Below are 17,183 nucleotides of genomic sequence, written 5' to 3'. Positions count from 1 at the left end.
ATTCAGTATCATCATGTCGAAATTTCACTAAGGGGGGCAGGGTGACGCAGGACGAGAATCCGCTGGACCGCATCAGCGCAGGTCCGCCGCCCACGGGGCCGAACCCGTGGCGGTCGAACCGGCTCCCCACCGGCAGCCCCTACGCCGGCGCCCGCTCCGGCGCGGGCGCCGCCCGCGGTCCTCGACGACTGGGCCGCGCGGGCTGGATCACGCTCGTCGTGGCCGTCGCGCTGATCGCGGGTGCCGTCGGCTGGGCCGCGGTCTCCAAGCCGGACGCGTCCCGGTTCGCCTCGCCGATCCTGGGCACGTCGGCCACGCCGCCCGCGCCGCCGAGCGTCGCGCAGGTGACGGGCAACGCGATGTTCGCCGTGCAGCTCACGTCGCCACCCACCTGCGCGCTGCCGCCGCTGGCCACGAACCGCGACGCCGTGCAGGCGTTCGCGACGGCCGGCACCGTCTGCCTCGAGGCGGCGTGGGGCGCGCGCCCGAGCCGCGTAGAGGCGTTCAGCACGCCCGACGGTGTGCCGCCCGGCACCACCTGTTTCTCCCGCGGCCGCGTCTCGTCGTACGGAACCTGCGGGGAGAACACGTATCTCAACGCCGACGCGGCGATCGCCGGCGCCGGCAACCAGGCCGCGGTGCTGCTGCAGTGGCTCTCGCTCGCGGTCGCCGACCACGTCGAGTCCGCGTCCGGCCAGAGCGCCGACGTGCGCGCCCTGATCCTCGCGACCGGCGAGTCCACGCCCCTGGCGAACGAGTACCGCCGCCGCGCCCACGTCCAGACCCTGTGCCTCGCGGGCGCAACGATGCACCGCCTCGTCGACCACGGCATCACCGCCGCCGACCTCGCGCAGGCCTCGGAGCAGGCCGGGGTGTGGACGGTCCCCGTCAACGCGCCCGACGTCCGTCTCAAGCCCGCGACAGCGCGCAGCTGGTTCGACCGCGGCAGCCTGTCGCCCACGGTCGAGGTGTGCCGGACGGCGTGGACCGTGCCCGGCGAGCAGGTCTCTTAGTTCAGGCCGAGCGCGCGCAGGCGGTCGGTGACGGCCTGTGGATCCGGCACCACGACGTGCCGCAGGCGCTCCCGCACGGCGTCCTGCGCCATCGGGTTGAGTGCGGCCAGCCGCTGCTCGTCGGGCGCGGCGAGCGCGCCGGGGATGTCGTCGCCCGTGAGCGCGGCGACCACCGCGCACAGCACGGCCACGGCACCGTCGGCATCGGCGGCGGCCACCTCGAAGCCCGGCCCCTCGGCGTGCACGCCGTGCACCAGGAACTCCGCGAGCGCGGTGGGGGCGCCCGGCTCGTACGTGCAGCTCGCCAGGCCCGACGGTGCCGCAATCGCCAGCCCGTCGACCAGGGACATCGGCTCGCGCGGGGGCGCGAGCAGCTCCAGTTCGATCGCCATCACCTTGACGATAACCCTTGCCCGGACTTGCTCGCCCCATTAGGTTAGGGTTACCTTCATAGCGATCTGATCCACCGAAGCGAGAGGAGTCGTCATGAGCGCCCCCACCATCGCCGAGCCGACCCCGGCCGAGCGCGTCCGCACCGTCGCCGCCGTTCCGCACGCCGCGGTCCTCGTGGCCGACGGGTACGAGCCCATCACCGTCGCGCTGCATCACATGCTGGGCGACCGGCTCGTGGTGGCGATCCCCGACGACGCGCCGTGGCTCGAGGGCACCCGCGCCATGGTCGAGATCAACGACATCTCGCCGCTGCCGTTGCGCGAGCGGATGCGCTCGCTCGTCTGGCTGTCCGGCCGCCTGTCCGAGGTCGCCGACGGTGCCGCGCTCGCCGCGCGTGTCGCGATCGAGAACCCGCTTGAGGAGCTGCTCGACGTGGGCAACGGCTCGCGCCTGCTGACCATGCCGATCGAGTCGGCCGTGCTGGCGGACACCGCCGGCGCGTCGTCGGTGACGGGCGATCAGCTGGCTGCAGCCGAGCCGGACCCGTTCGCCGGCTACGAATCCGCGTGGCTCGCGCACGTGGAGACCGGGCACCCCGAGATGGTGGGCCAACTGGCCCGCCGCCTGCCCGGCAAGCTCCGCAATCACCGGATCCGGCTGCTGGGCATCGACCGCTTCGGCATCCGCCTGCGCGCCGAGCATCACGAGCTCTCCGACGTGGACGTGCGGCTGAACTTCGCCCAGCCCGCGGACGACATGGCCGCCCTGCAGCGCGGTATCCGCATCCTGCTGGGCTGCCCGTTCCTCAACGGCCTGCGCGCAAGCTGACCTCTTCACGATGTCGGGTGTCGGGGTGGTACGTGTGCGCTGATTGCGGTTCGACTACGACGACGTGATGTTCCGCTGGAACACCGTGTTCGCGGAGATCATGCACATCGTCCGCACCCATCGCCACCGCGCACCGCGACGCAAGCCGCTCACGATGTCGGGTTCCACCGCTTCGGAAGTGTGCCACGCACCTCCGACGCACCAGGACCCGACATCGTGAGCGCGGGCCTCAGTGCGCCTGCTGCGTGATGTCGGTGTCCTTGGGCGTCAACGCGTACACGCCGGCGGCCACGAGCAGCAGAAGCACGCCGCCCACGAGGCCGGTGGTCTGCAGCGATGCAGTGAAACCCGCCGCCGCGTGCTCCGCCAGCGCGCCCGAGCCCGTCTGCTGCGCGATGGCCATCGCCGCGCCCAGCGACTCGCCCGCAGCCTCCGCCGTCGCCGGATCGATGCCCGGGACGGACCCGAAGTCGGCGTCCGCGGTGTACAACATCGCGGCCACGCTGCCGAGGACGGCGACGCCCAGCACGTTCCCGAGGTCGTACGACGTCTCCTCGAGGGCGGCGGCATTGCCCGCCTTCTCCTCCGGCGTGCCCGACATGATCATCGCCGAGGCCACGGTCATCGCGCCCATGCCCGCGCCCACGAACGCCAGCGGCGCCACCAGGGTCGCGTAGTTCAGCGGGCCCGAGGCGTCGATCAGGATCATCCCGATCCCGGCCACCACCAGCCCGCCGGACAGCACGATGCGCGCGCTCGTCACGCCGGCGAGCCACGGCGCCGCGATCGAGGCGAGCGTGGCGGTGATCGCCACCGGCAGCAGCCGGACGCCGGTCTCGATCGGCTCGTAGCCCTGCACCAGCTGCATCCACTGCGCGAGCAGCAGCAGCGCCGCGGCCATCGCGAACATCACGCCCAGCGCGGCCACGATCGCGGCGCTGAACTGCCGCCGCCGGAACAGTCGCACGTCCAAGAGCGGGTCGGACCGGCGCAGCGAGCGGAACACGAACGCCGCCAGCACGATCACCGCGACCGCGAGCGCGATCAGGGCGGGCGCCGACGCCAGTGTGTGGTCCTTCGCGAACCGCTTGATCGACCACACCAGCGCCACCATGCCCGCGATCGACATGCCCGCGCCGAACCCGTCCCAGCGCCCCGGTGAATCCACCGTGGACTCCGGCAGGATCGCCAAGCCCGCGATCAGCACCGCCGCCATGAACGGCACGTTCACCAGGAACGCCGCCCGCCAAGAGAAGTGCTCCAGCAGCACGCCACCGGCGATCGGTCCGACCGCGGCCCCGACGCCCGCCACCGCGGCCCAGAGCCCCAGCGCCTTCGCCCGCTCCGCCGGGTCGGTGAAGATCACGCGCAACAGCGACAGGGTGGTCGGCATGATCATCGCTCCGCCCACGCCGAGCAGCGCGCGCAGCGCGATCACCTGTCCGGGCGAGTCCGCGACCAGTACCAGCGCGGAGGCGATCCCGAACACCGCGTAGCCCAGGAGCAGCATCTTCTTGCGGCCGAACCGATCCCCCAGCGACGCAGTCGACACCAGCAGGCCGGCCAGCACCAGCGAGTACGCGTCGATGATCCAGAGTTGCTGGGCCGCAGAGGGCCTGATGTCGGCGGCCAGATCCGGGATGGCGATGTTGAGGATCGTCAGGTCCACCGTGATCACCAGCAGGCTGATCGAGAGCACCGCCGCCGACGCCCACCGCCGCGCGAACGACGGCCCCGCCGTCACGGCGGTCACCGCAGTCCCCACAGCGCCGCGACGGCCCGCTCGACGGAGTCGAGTTCCGGTGCGCGCCCCTGGATCACCGCATGCATGGCGGCGCCGTCGGTGTACACCGCGACCGCCTCGGCGGCGGCCCGCGCGGTGTACTTCGAAAGCACTCCCACGAGGCTCGCGGTCCACGCCCGGCTCAGCTCCAGTAACTCCGGGCTCGACGGCGCCGCGCACGTCAGCGCGAAGTCGCCCCGCACCAGCTGCGGATCGCTCAGGTAGCGGTGCAGCGCGGCCGCGTAGGCCGACGGCGACGCCCCCTCGGCCACGAACCGTTCCTCCAGCTCCGCGAGCCAGGCGTCGGTCTCATCGAGGATCGTGCGCAGAGCCGCGGCGCGCAGGTCCTCGAGGGTGGCGAAGTACTGCGTCGTCGAGCCCAGCGGCACCCCTGCGCGGGCCGCCACCTTGCGGTGGGTCAGCGCGTCCGGCCCCTGCTCCAGGACGATCGCGACGGCACCGTCGACGATCTCGCGCCGGCGGCGCTCCGGATCGCGCCTGCGGATCTGTTCGGTCATGTCGCCTCCAAAATGTACGTCTGTACATGTACAATCGTACATCAGGTGCGGATGCACACGAGCCGCTAGATTGGCGGCATGAACACCCCGGCACCCGATCCCGTCCCGACCGAGAAGCGGCCCGTCGGCGAGCGTGCCGGCGAGATGGCCAAGAAGGGCGTGCGCCAGGCGGCGATCTGGGCCGGCATCGCGGTGCTGGCCGTGATCGTCTACTTCATCGCCGCGGCGTTCATCCCCCGCTGGTGGGCGAACACCGTGGGCCGCTGGGTGGGCAAGAGCATCGCGACCGGCACCGGGCTGGGCCTGGCCTTCGGCATCATCTGCACCACGGTGCCGCTGCTGCTGCTCTACTTCGCCGTGCGCCGGATCCGCTCGTCGCCGCGGCTGGCTGCGGGCGCGGGCGTCCTGGCCGTGCTCGTCTCGGTGCCGAACCTGCTGACCGCCAGCGTCGCCATGGGCATCAGCGGCGCTGCCCGCGCGGGGCGCGACGTGATGAACGTGGACGCCCCGATGTTCCGCGGCGCCACCATGTGGGGCGCGATCATCGGCCTGGCCCTCGCCCTCGCGATCCCGGTGGCGCTGAAGATCTACGGCAAGCGCCGCGCCGAGCGCAAGCTGCAGAAGGCCGCCGACAAGGCCGCCGTCAAGCAGGCCAAGGCCGAGGCCAAGGAGGCCGCCAAGGCGGAGAAGGCCGCCGCGAAGGGCGAGCGCCGTACGTCCGACGGGCCGGACGGCACCGCCGAATAACGGCGCGGCGACGGCACCGTCGGGCTGTGTGACCGCAGGTCAGAGCCCGAACAGGACCTCGATCGGCTCCTTGGCGAAGTACACCGCGAACAGCGCGGCCACGATCCACAGCAGCGGGTGGATCGACCGTGCCTTGCCGCGCGCGACGGCCATGATCACCCAGGTGATGAAGCCGATACCGATGCCGTTGGCGATGGAGTAGGTGAACGGCATCGCGACCACCGTGAGGAACACGGGCAGGGCGATGTCGAAGCGAGACCAGTCGATGTCCTTGAGCTGGCCGATCATCATGGCGCCCACGATCACCAGCGCCGGCGCCGCGGCCTCGGACGGCACCATCTCGTAGAGCGGGGTGAAGAACATCGCGGCGAGGAACAGCACGCCGGTCACGATGTTCGCCAGGCCCGTGCGCGCGCCCTCCGCGATGCCCGAGGCGGACTCCACGAACACCGTGTTCGACGACGCCGACGCGCCGCCGCCCACGATCGCGCCCACGCCCTCGACGGTGAGCGCCTTGCCGATGTTCGGCACCGAGCCGTCCTCGCGCATGAGGTCCGCCTCCTTGGTCAGGCCCGTGATCGTGCCCATGGCGTCGAAGAAGTTCGACAGCACCAGCGCGAACACCAGCACCGACGCCGCGAGCACGCCGATCCGGGTGAACGCGCCGAACACGTCCACCTCGCCCACCAGCGACAGGTCGGGCAGGCCGCCGAGCGACGACGGGAGCTCGGGGATGTTCAGGCTCCAGCCGTGCGGGTCCTTGAACGACGGGCCCAGGCCGGCCACCTTCTGCACGATGAGGGCGACGATCGTAGTGATGACGATGCCCAGCAGGATCGCGCCCGGCACCCTGCGCACCACCAGGATCCCGATGAGCAGCACGCCGAACACGAACACCGCCGTCGGCCAGGCCGCGACGGAGTTGCCGATGCCGAGGCCGACCGGCACCGTCGTCCCCGCGGCGTCCGGGATGCGCCGGACGAAGCCCGCGTCGACGAATCCGATGAAAGCGATGAACGCGCCGATGCCCGCGGCGATCGCGGCCTTGAGCTCGGCGGGGATGGCGCGGAAGACCGCGGTGCGGAAGCCGGTGACGCCCAGGATCACGATGATGATGCCGTCGATCACCACGAGGCCCATCGCCTCGGGCCACGTGACCTGCGGCGCGACGGACACGGCCAGCAGGCTGTTCACGCCGAGGCCGGCGGCGATGCCGAACGGGTAATTGACGATCGCGCCGAACACGATGCACATGACGCCTGCGGCGAGCGCCGTGACCGCCGCTACCTGGGCGGTGGGCAGGACGTTGCCGAGCACGTCCACGTTCTTCGAGTTGCCGACGACACCGCCGATGATGATCGGGTTCAGCACCACGATGTAGGCCATCGTGAAGAAGGTGACCAGGCCGCCGCGGAGTTCGCGCGGCACCGTCGAGCCGCGTTCGGAGATGCGGAAGTACCGGTCGATGGGCCCCAGCTGGGGCTCGGTGGGAGCGGACACGTCGGGACCCTTCACTCGCTGCAGGACCGGGCAATCGTATCGGCGTCCCGATAGGGTGTCCCGGTGACCGCCCCCGAGCCCCTCGCGCCGCGCGAGCGCCGCCTGCTGCGCGCCGAGATCGCGGTGGTGTTGACGGTCACTTTCGCCTGGTCGGGGCTGTATTCGCTGGTGCGGTTGATCGGCTACCAGCTCGGGCCCGGGGTGCGCGATACGACGGTGACCCTCAACCCCGTCCGGAGCCCCCACGCCGTCGTCGACTTCCTCCTGCAGTGCCTCGGCGCGGTGCAGCTGTTCGGGTGGGCCGCGCTCGCGCTGTACCTGCTGGCTCGGTCCGGCATCGGGTTCGCCGACATCGGGTTCGCGCTGCGCCGCCCGCGCCGGGAGGTACTGCGCGACATCGGCCTCGGCACCGGACTGGCCGCGCTGATCGGGCTGCCGGGCCTCGCCCTGTACCTGGTGGGGCGCGCGCTGGGGATGACCGCGAACCTGGTGCCCGCGTCCGGCGACACGCAGTGGTGGCGGATCCTCGCCTACATCCTGCTCGCGGCCGGGAACGCCGTGGCCGAGGAGGTCGTGGTCGTGGGCTACTTCATGACCCGGCTGCAGCGGCTGGGCGTGGGCCGCGTGGGGCGGGTGGCCTCGTCGGCGGTGCTGCGCGGTTCGTATCACCTGTATCAGGGGTTCGGGGCCGGCCTGGGGAACCTGGTGATGGGCGTGGTCTTCGGCGCCGCCTACGAGCGGTGGCGGCGGCTGTGGCCGCTGGTGATCGCGCATTTCCTCATCGACGTGGTGGCCTTCGTCGGGTACGCCCTGCTGCGCCCGCACCTGGGTTGGCTGGGGTGACGGGCGCCCGGTCCACGGAGGTCGATTGTTCCCCGAAGCGTCATACAGAAAGCACATAACCGCAGGTCCTCGCGACAGCGAACCCGCTAACCAGGCGTTATTCACTATCTGTATAGCTCGCGCGTCGGCACACGTCCTTCGGTCGCCCACCCACACCGCGCGATTCGACCGACGTCGCTGAGACGATTTCTCAGTTCCGGCCCGTACAGTCGATGTGCGTGAACGACGAACGCCCCCGCGACCGGCGGAACCTCGCCTGGTCGCAGGTACCGGACGGGGATCCGCGCGCCCGCGATCCCCGGCCGCGACATCCGCAGGGCATCCGCCGTCCGCAGCCCGCGCAGCGGCCCGCCGACCAGCGCCGTGTCCAGCCCCCGCCGGACAACCGCCCCGTCGGCCCGGCCCGCCGCAGCCGCGCAAGGACTGGGCGCCCCGTCAGGAGCCCGAACCGCTCCCCCCGAACGCGATCAAACGTCCCGTCGGATCCCGCGGCAGCACGGACGGCCGCGTGCCGCCCCCACCCCGGCCGCCCCGCGGCGCGCGGGGACGGCGCACCGTCGAACCCCCGGCGCCGAAACCCGTCAAACCGAAGCGGCCCCGGCGCAAGCTGCGGATCCGGCCCTTTCGGGTCCTGGCGATCCTCGTGGTGCTGCTGCTCGTGGGCACGGTGGCGGGCACGATCTACTTCGACAGCAAGCTCACCCGGATCGACGCGCTGGCCGCGTACGAGGGCCGGATCGCCGACACGCCGGGCACGAACTGGCTGCTCGTGGGCACCGACGCGCGCGAGGGGCTGACGCCCGCGCAGCAGAAGGCGCTCGCGACGGGCGGCGACCTGGGCGGCGCCCGCACCGACACGATCATGCTGGTGCACATCCCCCGGTCCGGCGACGCGACGGTCGTGTCCATCCCCCGCGACCTGTCGGTCTCGATCCCCGGGCAGGGCGAGCACAAGATCAACGCGGCGTACTTCCTGGGCAGCACCTCCGGTGCCGGCGACGCGGGCGGCGCGCAGCTGCTGTCGCAGACGGTCGAGACCGCGACCGGCATCCGGATCGACCACTACGCCGAGATCGGGTTCGGCGGTTTCGCGGCGATGGTCGACGCGCTGGGCGGGATCGAGATGTGCCCGAAGTACCCGATCAACGACCCCAAGGCCGGGATCCGGCTCAAGGCCGGTTGCCAGGAGCTCGACGGTGCCCAGGCCCTCGGGTACGTCCGCACCCGGGCCACCCCGAACGCCGACCTCGACCGGGTGGTGCACCAGCGGGAGTTCATGTCGGCGTTGATGAAGGACGCCACCTCCCCCACCACGCTGCTCAATCCGTTCGCGCTGTGGGGCCTGTCGAACGCGGTCGTCGACGCGCTCAACGTGGACACCGACACCCACCTGTGGGACCTCGCGCGCCTCGCCTGGGCGATGAGCAGCGGCACCGTCACCACCACGACCCCCACCGCCGGCAGCGAGTGGACCAACGACGGCGACTCCCTCGCCTGGGGCAAGAACACGACCGAGTTCTTCGGACTGCTCGCGGCCGACCGGCCCATTCCGGATCGGTTGCTGAGCGGGACGCCCGGTACCGGATAAGCTGGCGCAATGAGTCCGCAGGGCCGAATCGGCCGTCCGCCCAAGGTGAACCGCGAGCAGGTCGTGGCCGCCGCCGCCGACATCCTCGCCAACGACGGCCCGCTCAAGTTCTCCATGCGCACGCTGGCCGCGCGCCTGGACATCAGCGCGATGGGCATCTACCACTACTTCGATTCGAAAAACGACCTGCTGGGCGCCGTCCTCGAGCATCAGTCGTGGAACACGCCGATCCCGGACCTGCCGGACGACCCGCGGGAGCGTCTGATCGCGCTGCCGCTCGCCGTGATCGAGCACCTCGAGCGGCACCCGTGGGTGATCGACGTGCTCTCCGCCGACGAGATCATCGACGCCTACTCGGCGTGGTCGTTCGACGAGTTCCTGCAGACCACCGACGAGCTCGGCATCCCCGAGGAGGATTCGCTGCAGCTGCTCCTGGGCCTGTGGCGGATCGTGATCGGCGAGGTCACCGTGCGCACCAACACCGCGATGCGCGATTCGCGGCCGAACTCGTCGCCCTGGTACACCCGGGAGATCCCGCAGCACGTGCTGGACCGCCCCCGGCTGCTGCGCACCCTCACCCAGCTGGACCCGAGCCTCGATGGCTACGACATCCGCAAGACGCTCGTCGCGTACCTGTCCGGCCAGCTGGGCGAGAAGTTCACGGGCTGACTACAGCGACACCTGCCGGCCGCGCAGGCCGTCGCGCGAGCGCCGCTGCGCGGCGGTGAGTTCGGTGGTGTCGGCCAGGGCCTCGGCCAACCGCTTGCCCAGTTCGACGGTGCCGGCCACCCACTCGTCGGGGTGCGACTCGCGGTCGAGGTCGAAGACCGGAACCAGCAGGCCGTCGGCGCGGAACGAGCCGGCGAACCGCGAGCCCTCGCCCACGGTGAGCCCGCCGGCGGCGTGCACGCGCGCCGGGCGGCCATCAGCTCGTCCTCGGGCGCGGGGTGCACCCAGCGCAGGTGCGCCTTCGAGCCGGTGTCGGCCCACCACGGGGCGCCCACCCCGTCGGCCCCGAGGTCGATGCGCGCGGCGGGCGTGATCAGCGAGTTCGCCTGCTCCACGAGCTGGCGGGTCGACGCGTCCACATCGCCCGAGAGCCACCAGTCGAAGTCCTTGTGCACGGTGATCTCGAGCGGCGCGGCCGCGTCGAGGACCTCCAGCAGAGCACCGTCGACGGGCTCGGCGAGGGCCTCCCCGACCGGGGCGTCCGCGGCGAATCGGGCGGCCCCGGCCAGCGCGGCACCCGGCTCGGCGGGGCGGGTCGAGGTCTGCAGCGCGGCGTACCCGACGACACCGTCGTCCTCCTCGCGGACCATCGCGTACGAGGCGCCCGGGAGCACGGTGGCGAGGCGGACCTCGCGGTTCGCGCCCGCGACCTTCAGCGGCGCGGTGGCGCTGGGGACGAACTGCCGCAGCGCGACGATGTCGCACTCGGAGGCCATGCCCTCGAAGGGGCGGCTGCCCGCGGCGGCGCCGGCCTCGGCGCGGGCGCGCTGCGCCGCGAGCTTCTCGGCACGGTTCGATCCCTCGCGGGGAGTGGCATTGCGTTCGCGTCTACCCATGCCCCGCAGGGTACTGGAGCGCGCCGCGCGCGGGCGCGCCCGCACCCCCGCTCACCGCCCCGCGCTCAGCCCCGCAGCCAGGAACGGGTGCGGGCCGGGTGGTTGGTGGCGATCCACTCGACGCCGAGGCCGTTGCACAGGGCCACGTCGGCCTCGAGTCCACCGTCCAGCAGTACGTGAACCGCCCGGCGGCCCGGGCCTTGGCGACGGTGTCCGGCCGCTCGCGCAGCGAGTCCACCGAGGGCCCGATGCCCTGGGCTCGCACCGCCGTGGCCGCGCCGCCGCCCAGCCGGCGCGAGGCCTCGCCCAGCAGCACCGCAGGCACACCGGGGGCGTTGCGGCGCACCCGCCAGACCGCGGAACCGGAGAACGAGATGACGGTGACGGGCGCGTCGCGCAGGTCGCCGGGCCGGGCGAGCCCGTGCCGCTGCAGCGCCGCGAGCAGCTTCTGCTCGACCATGCCGCCGAACCGCACGGGGTGCTTGGTCTCCACGAACAGCTTCCGCCCGGTGGACCGGGCCAGGTCGATCAGCTCGTCGAGGGTGACCACCGGCTCCGGGTGCCCGGGCGTTTCCACGAGCCGAAGTCCATCGCCTTGAGGTCGGCGAGGTCGAGCTCGGAGACGGCGCCCGTGCCGTCGGAGGTGCGCTCGACGGTGCGGTCGTGCAGGCAGACGAGGTGCTGGTCGCGGGTGAGCCGGACGTCGCACTCGATCGCGTCGGCGCCCTCCGCGACGGCGGCCTCGAACGCGCTCATGGTGTGCTCGGGGAACTCGCCGCTGGCGCCCCGGTGCGCCACGATGCCCGCTACGCCGCCAACCATCGCGTGTCATCCTCCCGCCGGGGGCCCACGGCCCCGCTCGATCATCCGCACCAGGCGCGCCGTGGCCAGCAGGAACGCGCCGGCCAGCAGGTACGTCAACGTGGTGTAGACCATGGCGTCCGCCCCGTGCTGCAGCCCACCCGCGGCGCGGGAGTACGCCACGCACCCCACGGTGACGATAGTCAGCGCGACCCACGCCGCCCACCACCGCCGGATGAACACCACGCGACCATCCACCCCGGCCGCTCCGAACGGTCCTGCGCGCGCACGGTCTCGAGCAGCAGCACCGGCGCGGCCACCAGGTTCACCACGGGGACGAGGCAGTACGCCCACAACTGCCACACGGGCCGCGGCTCGGCGGTGCCGAGCGCCGCGTAGGCGCGGTCGCGCACCGCGCGCAGCCACAGCGCGAGCACCACGGCCACGCCGACCACCGCGAACACCGCGAGCCAGCCCAGCGCGAACACCGCGACGGTGGCGGGCCACGCGAGCCACATCGACACCGGGCCGGAGCGGTTGATCACCAGCAGCAGGTACGCCACGAGCTCGGCGAAGGCGGCGAGGAACACGATGCCCGTCGCGAGCCGCAGTGCGAACGGCGTGAGCCCGGCCGCGCTCTCGGCCGCACTCTCCCGTTCGGGAGCGTCCGGGGTGAAGTCCTGGCGCAGGCCCCAGCGCGGGGGCGCCGGGTAGCGCGGCGTCGGCTTCGGGCCCGACGGTGCCCGCCGCGGCACCGGCAGCGTCTCCGGCGGGCGCCGCGCCAGCCAGCGCAGGCGCGGTCGCTGGACGCGCGTTCGCCCGGCGGGGTGCATCAGACGGCCCCCGGGCTGCCGTCCGGCCGCACGACGGGGCGTTCGGCGGAGGCCCAGGCGATCATGCCGCCGTCCACGACCACGGCCTCGACGCCCACGGTCTCGAGGTAGCGGACGGCCTTCTCCGAGCGCCCGCCGCCGCGGCAGATCACGTACAGGTCGGAGTCGAGGTCGAGTTCGCCGTAGCGGATCGGCAGCTCGGCGAGCGGGATGTGCACCGCGCCCGGGGCGTGACCGAGGTCCCATTCGTCCAGCTCACGAACGTCGAGCAGCGTGATCGTCGCGATCTCGGGCAGGGCGTCGACGGGGATCGGACCGTCGCCGGGGTAGTCCGTCATGGCATCAGTCTTTCATGTGCGCCCGGGTACCCCCGGATTCATCCACAGTTTCCACAGGCTCATCCACAGGTCGAGGGTTCTCGGAACCCTGGGTCACCAGCGCGGATCCGAGCGTCTGTGGACCGTTTGCCTCACGAACCGAAATTCGCCCACAGGCCGCGGCGGTGCAGCGCCGACAGCGCACCGTCGAACACGCCGGACGTGACCGCGGCAGCGAGGCCGGCACCGTCGACCGCGGCGCCGCCCCCGAGCACCTTGGCCAGGAGGGCTTCGGGGTGTGCATCGCCTGGACGTCGGCATCGGGGAAGCGCTCGGCGAGCACGCCGCGCAGCGTGCCGATGCCGTCCGCGAGGCCCAGCTCGACGGCCTTGCGGCCGATCCAGACCTCGCCGGCGAACAGCTCCGGATCGGTTCCCAGACGGGCTCCGCGCCGCTCGACGACCCACTCGCGGAAGGCGGTGTGGATGTCGCGCTGGACGCCGTGCAGCCACTCGACGTCCCCGGGAGCGACGTCCTCGAACATGTCCAGCCGGTGCTTCGCGTCGCCCTCGGTGAACACGCGGCGCTCCAGGCCGATCCGGCCGATCAGCTCCTTCGCGCCGAAGCTCGCCGAGATCACGCCGATCGAGCCGACGATCGACGTGGTGGTCACGTAGATCTCGTCAGCGGCGCAGGCCAGCCAGTACCCGCCCGACGCGGCCACGTCCTCGCAGAAGGCGAGGACCGGGAGCTCGTGCTTCGCAGCGAGCTGCCGGATCCGGGTGCCGATCAGTTCCGACTGAGCCGGCGATCCGCCAGGGCTGTTGAGGGCCAGCGCGACCGCGACCGCGTCGTCCGTCTCGAACGCGCGGCGCAGCACCGACTCGACGCCGGCGAGGTTGAGGGCCCCGCGGCCGAGGCCGCCCGACATCGCGGGCGCGGCGATCGGGCCCTCGAGGCGGACGACGGGGACGACGCCCCGGCCCGGCCGAGGGCGTGGCGGACACGGTGGTTCGCGGACTTGGCCGCGTCCTGCAGGTCGGTGACGAATCCACTCATGGTCCCGACGGTAGCGGTCGCCACCGACGCCACCGCATCGACGCAGGTCAGGGCGCGAACGGAGAGCCGGGGAGGTTGCGCGCCACGGTCCACACCGCCACCAGCACGCCGACGGTGATCCACAGGTACTTGTTCTTCGGCACCGCGGGCACGTCCACCCCCACGCGGCGGCCCAGCCACCACACCCACAGCCACACCAGCACGACCCCGGCGGGGAAGATCAGCGCGTTCGAGCCGAAGGCGCCGGCGAAGTCGCCGTTGGTGATGTCGTTGACGGCGCGCAGGCCGCCGCACCCCGGGCAGTACACGCCCGTGGCCGCGAAGAGCGGGCAGACTCCCCAGCTGTACTGCTCGTGCGGGTCGCGCAGGTGCAGGGCGAGCGTCAGCGCGCCGATCCCGGCCGCGGTCGCCAGCGGCGCTGCGGCGGCGCGCAGGTTCACTCGTGCGCCGGGCGCGGTATCCGTCATGGGTTCAGGCTAGCGCCGTCGGCGGCGGTGTCAGAACGCGGCGACCCAGGCCAGGCCGCCGAACAGGCAGCCCAGCGAGATCACGGCGTCGAGCATCGCGTACGCCCAGGCGTTGCGGCGGTTGAGCATGTTCAGCACCGCTCGGGCGCCGAACGTCGTCCCCAGCAGCAACGACGTGAGGAAGGTGATCGCGAAGACGTCGAAGGCGCCGCCGTAGCTGCAGGCCATCGCCGCGCAGTCGCGGAACGAGGGCAGCGCGCGCAGAGCCAGGACGACGTTCACGGTTGTCGCGGTGAGCGAGGCGACGAGCAGTGCGGTCGACACGATGATGTCGGCGCGGGTCTGGCGGCCGCCGACGAGGGTGCGAATGCGGCGGGCCCGACCAGCGTGCGGGTGCATGGTGCGCACCCCGATGCTGAATCCGGTCATGGCAACCATGATCCGCGTCTCGCCGCCGGATTCCAAGCGTTTGCGATAGAGATGCGGGTCCTGCCTATCGACGCCTGCCGTGATGCGCCAGGTGAGGGCCGCAAAGCGACCGCTCAGCCTAATACGTCACATTCACTTGAGTGAACAACAAACTCCGGGCATACCGCCCGCAGAGGGCCGTGTACGAATCGTCGGCATCCTTTATCAGCGGATGATTTTCTACACGGGCGAAGTTCCGCTATGGTGGTCGACATCACAGGCTGTGATCCCGTTCACAGCCGCAACACCGGAGGGCGCAATGACGGTCAAGCACACCCGGGCGACCGCGGCGTCGCCGACGGCGACCCGAGGCTCGTGCACCGTCTACTTCTCGCGCTCGCTCACGCGCACCTTGCTCACGGTGACGGCGCTGGCCATCGCGCTGGCGCTCATCCTCGTCCTGGGCTGACCCCTTCCCAGAACCTCAACCGCGCTTCATGCGCATTCGGGCATCCTTATTGCGGAACCATTCCAGATAAGAAAAGCTGGAGCGGTACGTAGGACCAATCAGGGGGCGAGAAGCTCCCGCAACGAAGGGAAAGACGTGGCCGTCTACACTCTGCCGGACCTCGACTACGACTACAGCGCTCTCGAGCCCTACATCTCGGCCGAGATCATGGAGCTGCACCACAGCAAGCACCACGCCGCGTACGTCGCCGGCGCCAACCAGGCCCTCGAGCAGCTCGCGGAGGCCCGCGAGGACGGCTCGATCGCCACCAAGGCGCCGCTGCTGAGCAAGAACCTCGCCTTCCACCTGGGTGGCCACACCAACCACTCGATCTTCTGGAAGAACATGTCGCCCAACGGCGGCGACAAGCCGGTCGGCGACCTCGCCGCGGCCATCGACGAGCAGTTCGGCGGCTTCGACAAGTTCCAGGCGCACTTCAACGCCGTCGCGATGACGCTGCAGGGCTCGGGCTGGTCCGTGCTCGCCTACGACCACATCGGCCAGCGCCTGATCATCCAGCAGCTGACCGATCAGCAGGGCAACATCTCTGAGGCTCTGACCCCGCTGCTCCAGCTGGACATGTGGGAGCACGCCTTCTACCTGCAGTACAAGAACGTCAAGGCCGACTACGTCAAGGCCTGGTGGAACGTCGTGAACTGGGACGACGTGGCCGCGCGCTACGCCGCCGCCACCGCCTGACCTCTCCCTCCTCAGCCTCGAGACCCCGTCCAGCGCGCCCGGCGCCGGCGGGGTTTCGTCGTTCCCGCACCTCCCCAGGCCCGACGGTCCGCCGCGCGCACCGTCGGCGCGGAGCATCCGTCTTCGTCAACCGCGATCGCCATCCCCGGCGACCAGGCCACCGCCCGCCGCCGGATCTTCTCGGGGACATCGGCTCCCCCGTGGGAGCGCGTCGAGTCGCCCCGGGGCCGCGACGTCCTCACGACGTACGTCATCACGCTGGATCACAAGCGCGGGTGGCTGATCACGGACGTCGACGGCCTGGACGCGGCGAAACGGTAGCCCGGCACCGTCGGATCCGGGGTCCCGAAACCTGCGCACCAGACGGATGAAGAACCCCGTCAGGCTTCCAAAACTTAACTCCCACTTGTAGATTCGTGCGCCGCCCGGTACTGTGGGCGGTGCACGAAGGTAGCCCCCAATCGCATGGTCGACATACTGGCGCCAGCCCGGCCGCGCGAACCGGACCTCGATCCGGTGGGCGAGACCTTTGTGCCACTTGCGCGGTCCGAACGTCGGATCCGTGTGGCACAGGTCTTTCGGGAGGTTCGCGGTGCTCAGTGCAGTCCTGATCAGTTTCGCCGTGGTGTTCGTCGCCGAGCTGGGCGACAAGTCGCAGCTCATGGCCATGACCTTCGCGGCCCGGTTCAAGTGGTGGGTCGTGCTCGCGGGCATCACCACGGCCACCGCCCTCACCCACATCGCCTCCGTCGGCATCGGTTACGCGCTCGGTTCCGCGATCCCCACCCACCTCATCACCGCCGTGGCCGGCGTCTCGATGCTGGTGTTCGCGTTCTGGACGTGGCGCGGCGACACCCTGTCCGACGACGAATCCGCCACGGCGGACCGGGTCACCCGGTCGGTGTTCCTCGCCGTGACGTCGGCGTTCTTCCTGTCCGAACTCGGCGATAAGACGATGCTCGCGACGATCACCCTGACCACCCAGCACGACTGGTTCGGCGTCTGGATCGGCTCCACGGCCGGCATGGTCGCGGCCGACGCGCTGGCGATCGCCATCGGCGCGCTCCTGGGTTCGAAGCTGCCCGAACGGGCGATCGCCATCGGCGCGACGGTCCTGTTCTTCGGCTTCGGCGGCTGGCTCCTCGCCGAGGCGTGGCCCGAGCTGAGCGCGCTGTCGCGCACCGTCACCGGGCTGGCCGTGGCCGTCACCGTCGCGGGGGACTGGTGGCCGTGCGCCGGGCCCACCGTGCGGTGGCCGCCTCGGCCCCGCAGGCCGACGACGCCCTGTCCGACACCCCCGCCCGGTGAAGAAC

At 71.5% G+C, this 17,183-nt stretch carries 18 protein-coding genes and 4 pseudogenes; 9 read left to right on the top strand and 13 right to left on the bottom strand.

Translation table 11 applies throughout. The features are described from left to right. Nucleotides 1-41: 41 nt before the first annotated feature. A complete protein-coding gene (locus tag MTP03_RS00640) occupies nucleotides 42-1,013 on the top strand; it encodes a hypothetical protein (RefSeq protein ID WP_248490141.1) in 972 nt (323 codons plus the stop codon). On the opposite strand, the gene MTP03_RS00635 is transcribed toward MTP03_RS00640, so the two are convergent. Beyond that, the gene (locus MTP03_RS00635) at nucleotides 1,010-1,405 is read right to left on the bottom strand and encodes a hypothetical protein (protein WP_248490140.1); all 396 of its coding nucleotides are present in this window, start codon (nucleotides 1,403-1,405) and stop codon (nucleotides 1,010-1,012) included. The two genes, MTP03_RS00640 and MTP03_RS00635, sit on opposite strands and share 4 nt — an antisense overlap. A 94-nt stretch (nucleotides 1,406-1,499) precedes the next feature. On the opposite strand from MTP03_RS00635, the gene MTP03_RS00630 reads away from it, so the two are divergent. After that, entirely contained in the window at nucleotides 1,500-2,234 is a 735-nt protein-coding gene (locus MTP03_RS00630; RefSeq protein WP_248490139.1) for a DUF2470 domain-containing protein, read from the top strand. Between the two features lie 229 nt (nucleotides 2,235-2,463). On the opposite strand, the gene MTP03_RS00625 is transcribed toward MTP03_RS00630, so the two are convergent. Next, a complete protein-coding gene (locus tag MTP03_RS00625; RefSeq protein ID WP_248490138.1) occupies nucleotides 2,464-3,987 on the bottom strand; it encodes an MFS transporter in 1,524 nt (507 codons plus the stop codon). After that, complete coding sequence (locus tag MTP03_RS00620) at nucleotides 3,984-4,535, bottom strand: TetR/AcrR family transcriptional regulator (protein ID WP_248490137.1); 552 nt, start codon at nucleotides 4,533-4,535, stop codon at nucleotides 3,984-3,986. The genes MTP03_RS00625 and MTP03_RS00620 overlap by 4 nt, the downstream gene beginning before the upstream one ends. A 78-nt stretch (nucleotides 4,536-4,613) precedes the next feature. On the opposite strand from MTP03_RS00620, the gene MTP03_RS00615 reads away from it, so the two are divergent. Next, on the top strand, nucleotides 4,614-5,282 hold the full coding sequence (locus tag MTP03_RS00615) for a hypothetical protein (protein WP_248490136.1): 669 nt from the start codon (nucleotides 4,614-4,616) through the stop codon (nucleotides 5,280-5,282). A 39-nt stretch (nucleotides 5,283-5,321) separates the two neighbouring features. On the opposite strand, the gene MTP03_RS00610 is transcribed toward MTP03_RS00615, so the two are convergent. Next, on the bottom strand, nucleotides 5,322-6,806 hold the full coding sequence (locus MTP03_RS00610; protein ID WP_371821009.1) for an NCS2 family permease: 1,485 nt from the start codon (nucleotides 6,804-6,806) through the stop codon (nucleotides 5,322-5,324). A 39-nt stretch (nucleotides 6,807-6,845) separates the two neighbouring features. On the opposite strand from MTP03_RS00610, the gene MTP03_RS00605 reads away from it, so the two are divergent. From MTP03_RS00605 to MTP03_RS00595, 3 genes are all read left to right on the top strand, one after another. Continuing rightward, nucleotides 6,846-7,625 (top strand): CPBP family intramembrane glutamic endopeptidase, encoded by a 780-nt coding sequence (locus MTP03_RS00605; protein ID WP_248490134.1) that lies wholly within the window; start codon nucleotides 6,846-6,848, stop codon nucleotides 7,623-7,625. A gap of 508 nt (nucleotides 7,626-8,133) precedes the next feature. Then, complete coding sequence (locus tag MTP03_RS00600; RefSeq protein WP_248490133.1) at nucleotides 8,134-9,213, top strand: LCP family protein; 1,080 nt, start codon at nucleotides 8,134-8,136, stop codon at nucleotides 9,211-9,213. Nucleotides 9,214-9,222: 9 nt separating this feature from the next. Then, nucleotides 9,223-9,882: a TetR/AcrR family transcriptional regulator gene (locus tag MTP03_RS00595; RefSeq protein ID WP_248490132.1), complete on the top strand. Its 660-nt coding sequence runs from the start codon at nucleotides 9,223-9,225 to the stop codon at nucleotides 9,880-9,882. On the opposite strand, the pseudogene MTP03_RS00590 reads toward MTP03_RS00595, so the two are convergent. The 8 genes and pseudogenes from MTP03_RS00590 to MTP03_RS00560 all read right to left on the bottom strand — a co-directional run bounded on the left by MTP03_RS00590 (nucleotide 9,883) and on the right by MTP03_RS00560 (nucleotide 14,684). Then, a pseudogene (locus tag MTP03_RS00590) lies at nucleotides 9,883-10,778 on the bottom strand (DUF5926 family protein). It lies immediately after the preceding gene. A 65-nt stretch (nucleotides 10,779-10,843) separates the two neighbouring features. Then, a pseudogene (locus MTP03_RS00585) lies at nucleotides 10,844-11,600 on the bottom strand (glycerophosphodiester phosphodiesterase). A gap of 6 nt (nucleotides 11,601-11,606) precedes the next feature. Then, complete coding sequence (locus MTP03_RS22500) at nucleotides 11,607-11,771, bottom strand: hypothetical protein (RefSeq protein WP_256465197.1); 165 nt, start codon at nucleotides 11,769-11,771, stop codon at nucleotides 11,607-11,609. 11 nt (nucleotides 11,772-11,782) lie between these two features. Beyond that, a complete protein-coding gene (locus tag MTP03_RS22495) occupies nucleotides 11,783-12,412 on the bottom strand; it encodes a DUF4328 domain-containing protein (protein ID WP_256465196.1) in 630 nt (209 codons plus the stop codon). Next, a complete protein-coding gene (locus MTP03_RS00575) occupies nucleotides 12,412-12,750 on the bottom strand; it encodes a rhodanese-like domain-containing protein (RefSeq protein ID WP_248490131.1) in 339 nt (112 codons plus the stop codon). The genes MTP03_RS22495 and MTP03_RS00575 overlap by 1 nt, the downstream gene beginning before the upstream one ends. A 131-nt stretch (nucleotides 12,751-12,881) precedes the next feature. Next, nucleotides 12,882-13,714 (bottom strand): annotated as a pseudogene (locus tag MTP03_RS00570) (S49 family peptidase); the annotation flags it as partial. Nucleotides 13,715-13,835: 121 nt separating this feature from the next. Beyond that, the gene (locus MTP03_RS00565) at nucleotides 13,836-14,255 is read right to left on the bottom strand and encodes a DUF2752 domain-containing protein (protein WP_248490129.1); all 420 of its coding nucleotides are present in this window, start codon (nucleotides 14,253-14,255) and stop codon (nucleotides 13,836-13,838) included. 30 nt (nucleotides 14,256-14,285) lie between these two features. Further along, nucleotides 14,286-14,684, bottom strand: a complete 399-nt coding sequence (locus MTP03_RS00560; protein WP_248490128.1) for a hypothetical protein — start codon at nucleotides 14,682-14,684, stop codon at nucleotides 14,286-14,288. A gap of 298 nt (nucleotides 14,685-14,982) precedes the next feature. Between MTP03_RS00560 and MTP03_RS00555 the strand changes: the two genes are divergently transcribed. Both MTP03_RS00555 and MTP03_RS00550 read left to right on the top strand, forming a co-directional pair. Next, on the top strand, nucleotides 14,983-15,132 hold the full coding sequence (locus MTP03_RS00555) for a hypothetical protein (RefSeq protein WP_248490127.1): 150 nt from the start codon (nucleotides 14,983-14,985) through the stop codon (nucleotides 15,130-15,132). 135 nt (nucleotides 15,133-15,267) lie between these two features. Then, nucleotides 15,268-15,870, top strand: coding sequence for a superoxide dismutase (locus MTP03_RS00550; protein WP_248490126.1), 603 nt, complete (start codon nucleotides 15,268-15,270; stop codon nucleotides 15,868-15,870). Nucleotides 15,871-15,996: 126 nt separating this feature from the next. Here MTP03_RS00550 and MTP03_RS00545 read toward each other — a convergent pair whose 3' ends face one another. Beyond that, nucleotides 15,997-16,596: a hypothetical protein gene (locus MTP03_RS00545; protein WP_248490125.1), complete on the bottom strand. Its 600-nt coding sequence runs from the start codon at nucleotides 16,594-16,596 to the stop codon at nucleotides 15,997-15,999. Between MTP03_RS00545 and MTP03_RS00540 the strand changes: the two are divergent. Further along, nucleotides 16,478-17,089: pseudogene (locus MTP03_RS00540) on the top strand (TMEM165/GDT1 family protein); the annotation flags it as partial. The gene MTP03_RS00545 and the pseudogene MTP03_RS00540 sit on opposite strands and share 119 nt — an antisense overlap. Nucleotides 17,090-17,183: the final 94 nt, after the last annotated feature.

The organism is Tsukamurella sp. PLM1 (assembly GCF_023168325.1).
Classification (GTDB): domain Bacteria; phylum Actinomycetota; class Actinomycetes; order Mycobacteriales; family Mycobacteriaceae; genus Tsukamurella.
Note: the sequence above shows the minus strand (reverse complement) of the source record. Positions and strands in the feature narration are given on the sequence as shown.

Coding starts and splice junctions, on each gene's coding strand:
- MTP03_RS00635 (WP_248490140.1), bottom strand. CDS start 1,405: ATGGCGATCGAACTGGAGCTGCTCGCGCCCCCGCGCGAGCCGATGTCC.
- MTP03_RS00630 (WP_248490139.1), top strand. CDS start 1,500: ATGAGCGCCCCCACCATCGCCGAGCCGACCCCGGCCGAGCGCGTCCGC.
- MTP03_RS00620 (WP_248490137.1), bottom strand. CDS start 4,535: ATGACCGAACAGATCCGCAGGCGCGATCCGGAGCGCCGCCGGCGCGAG.
- MTP03_RS00615 (WP_248490136.1), top strand. CDS start 4,614: ATGAACACCCCGGCACCCGATCCCGTCCCGACCGAGAAGCGGCCCGTC.
- MTP03_RS00595 (WP_248490132.1), top strand. CDS start 9,223: ATGAGTCCGCAGGGCCGAATCGGCCGTCCGCCCAAGGTGAACCGCGAG.
- MTP03_RS22495 (WP_256465196.1), bottom strand. CDS start 12,412: ATGCACCCCGCCGGGCGAACGCGCGTCCAGCGACCGCGCCTGCGCTGG.
- MTP03_RS00575 (WP_248490131.1), bottom strand. CDS start 12,750: ATGACGGACTACCCCGGCGACGGTCCGATCCCCGTCGACGCCCTGCCC.
- MTP03_RS00565 (WP_248490129.1), bottom strand. CDS start 14,255: ATGACGGATACCGCGCCCGGCGCACGAGTGAACCTGCGCGCCGCCGCA.
- MTP03_RS00560 (WP_248490128.1), bottom strand. CDS start 14,684: ATGACCGGATTCAGCATCGGGGTGCGCACCATGCACCCGCACGCTGGT.
- MTP03_RS00555 (WP_248490127.1), top strand. CDS start 14,983: ATGACGGTCAAGCACACCCGGGCGACCGCGGCGTCGCCGACGGCGACC.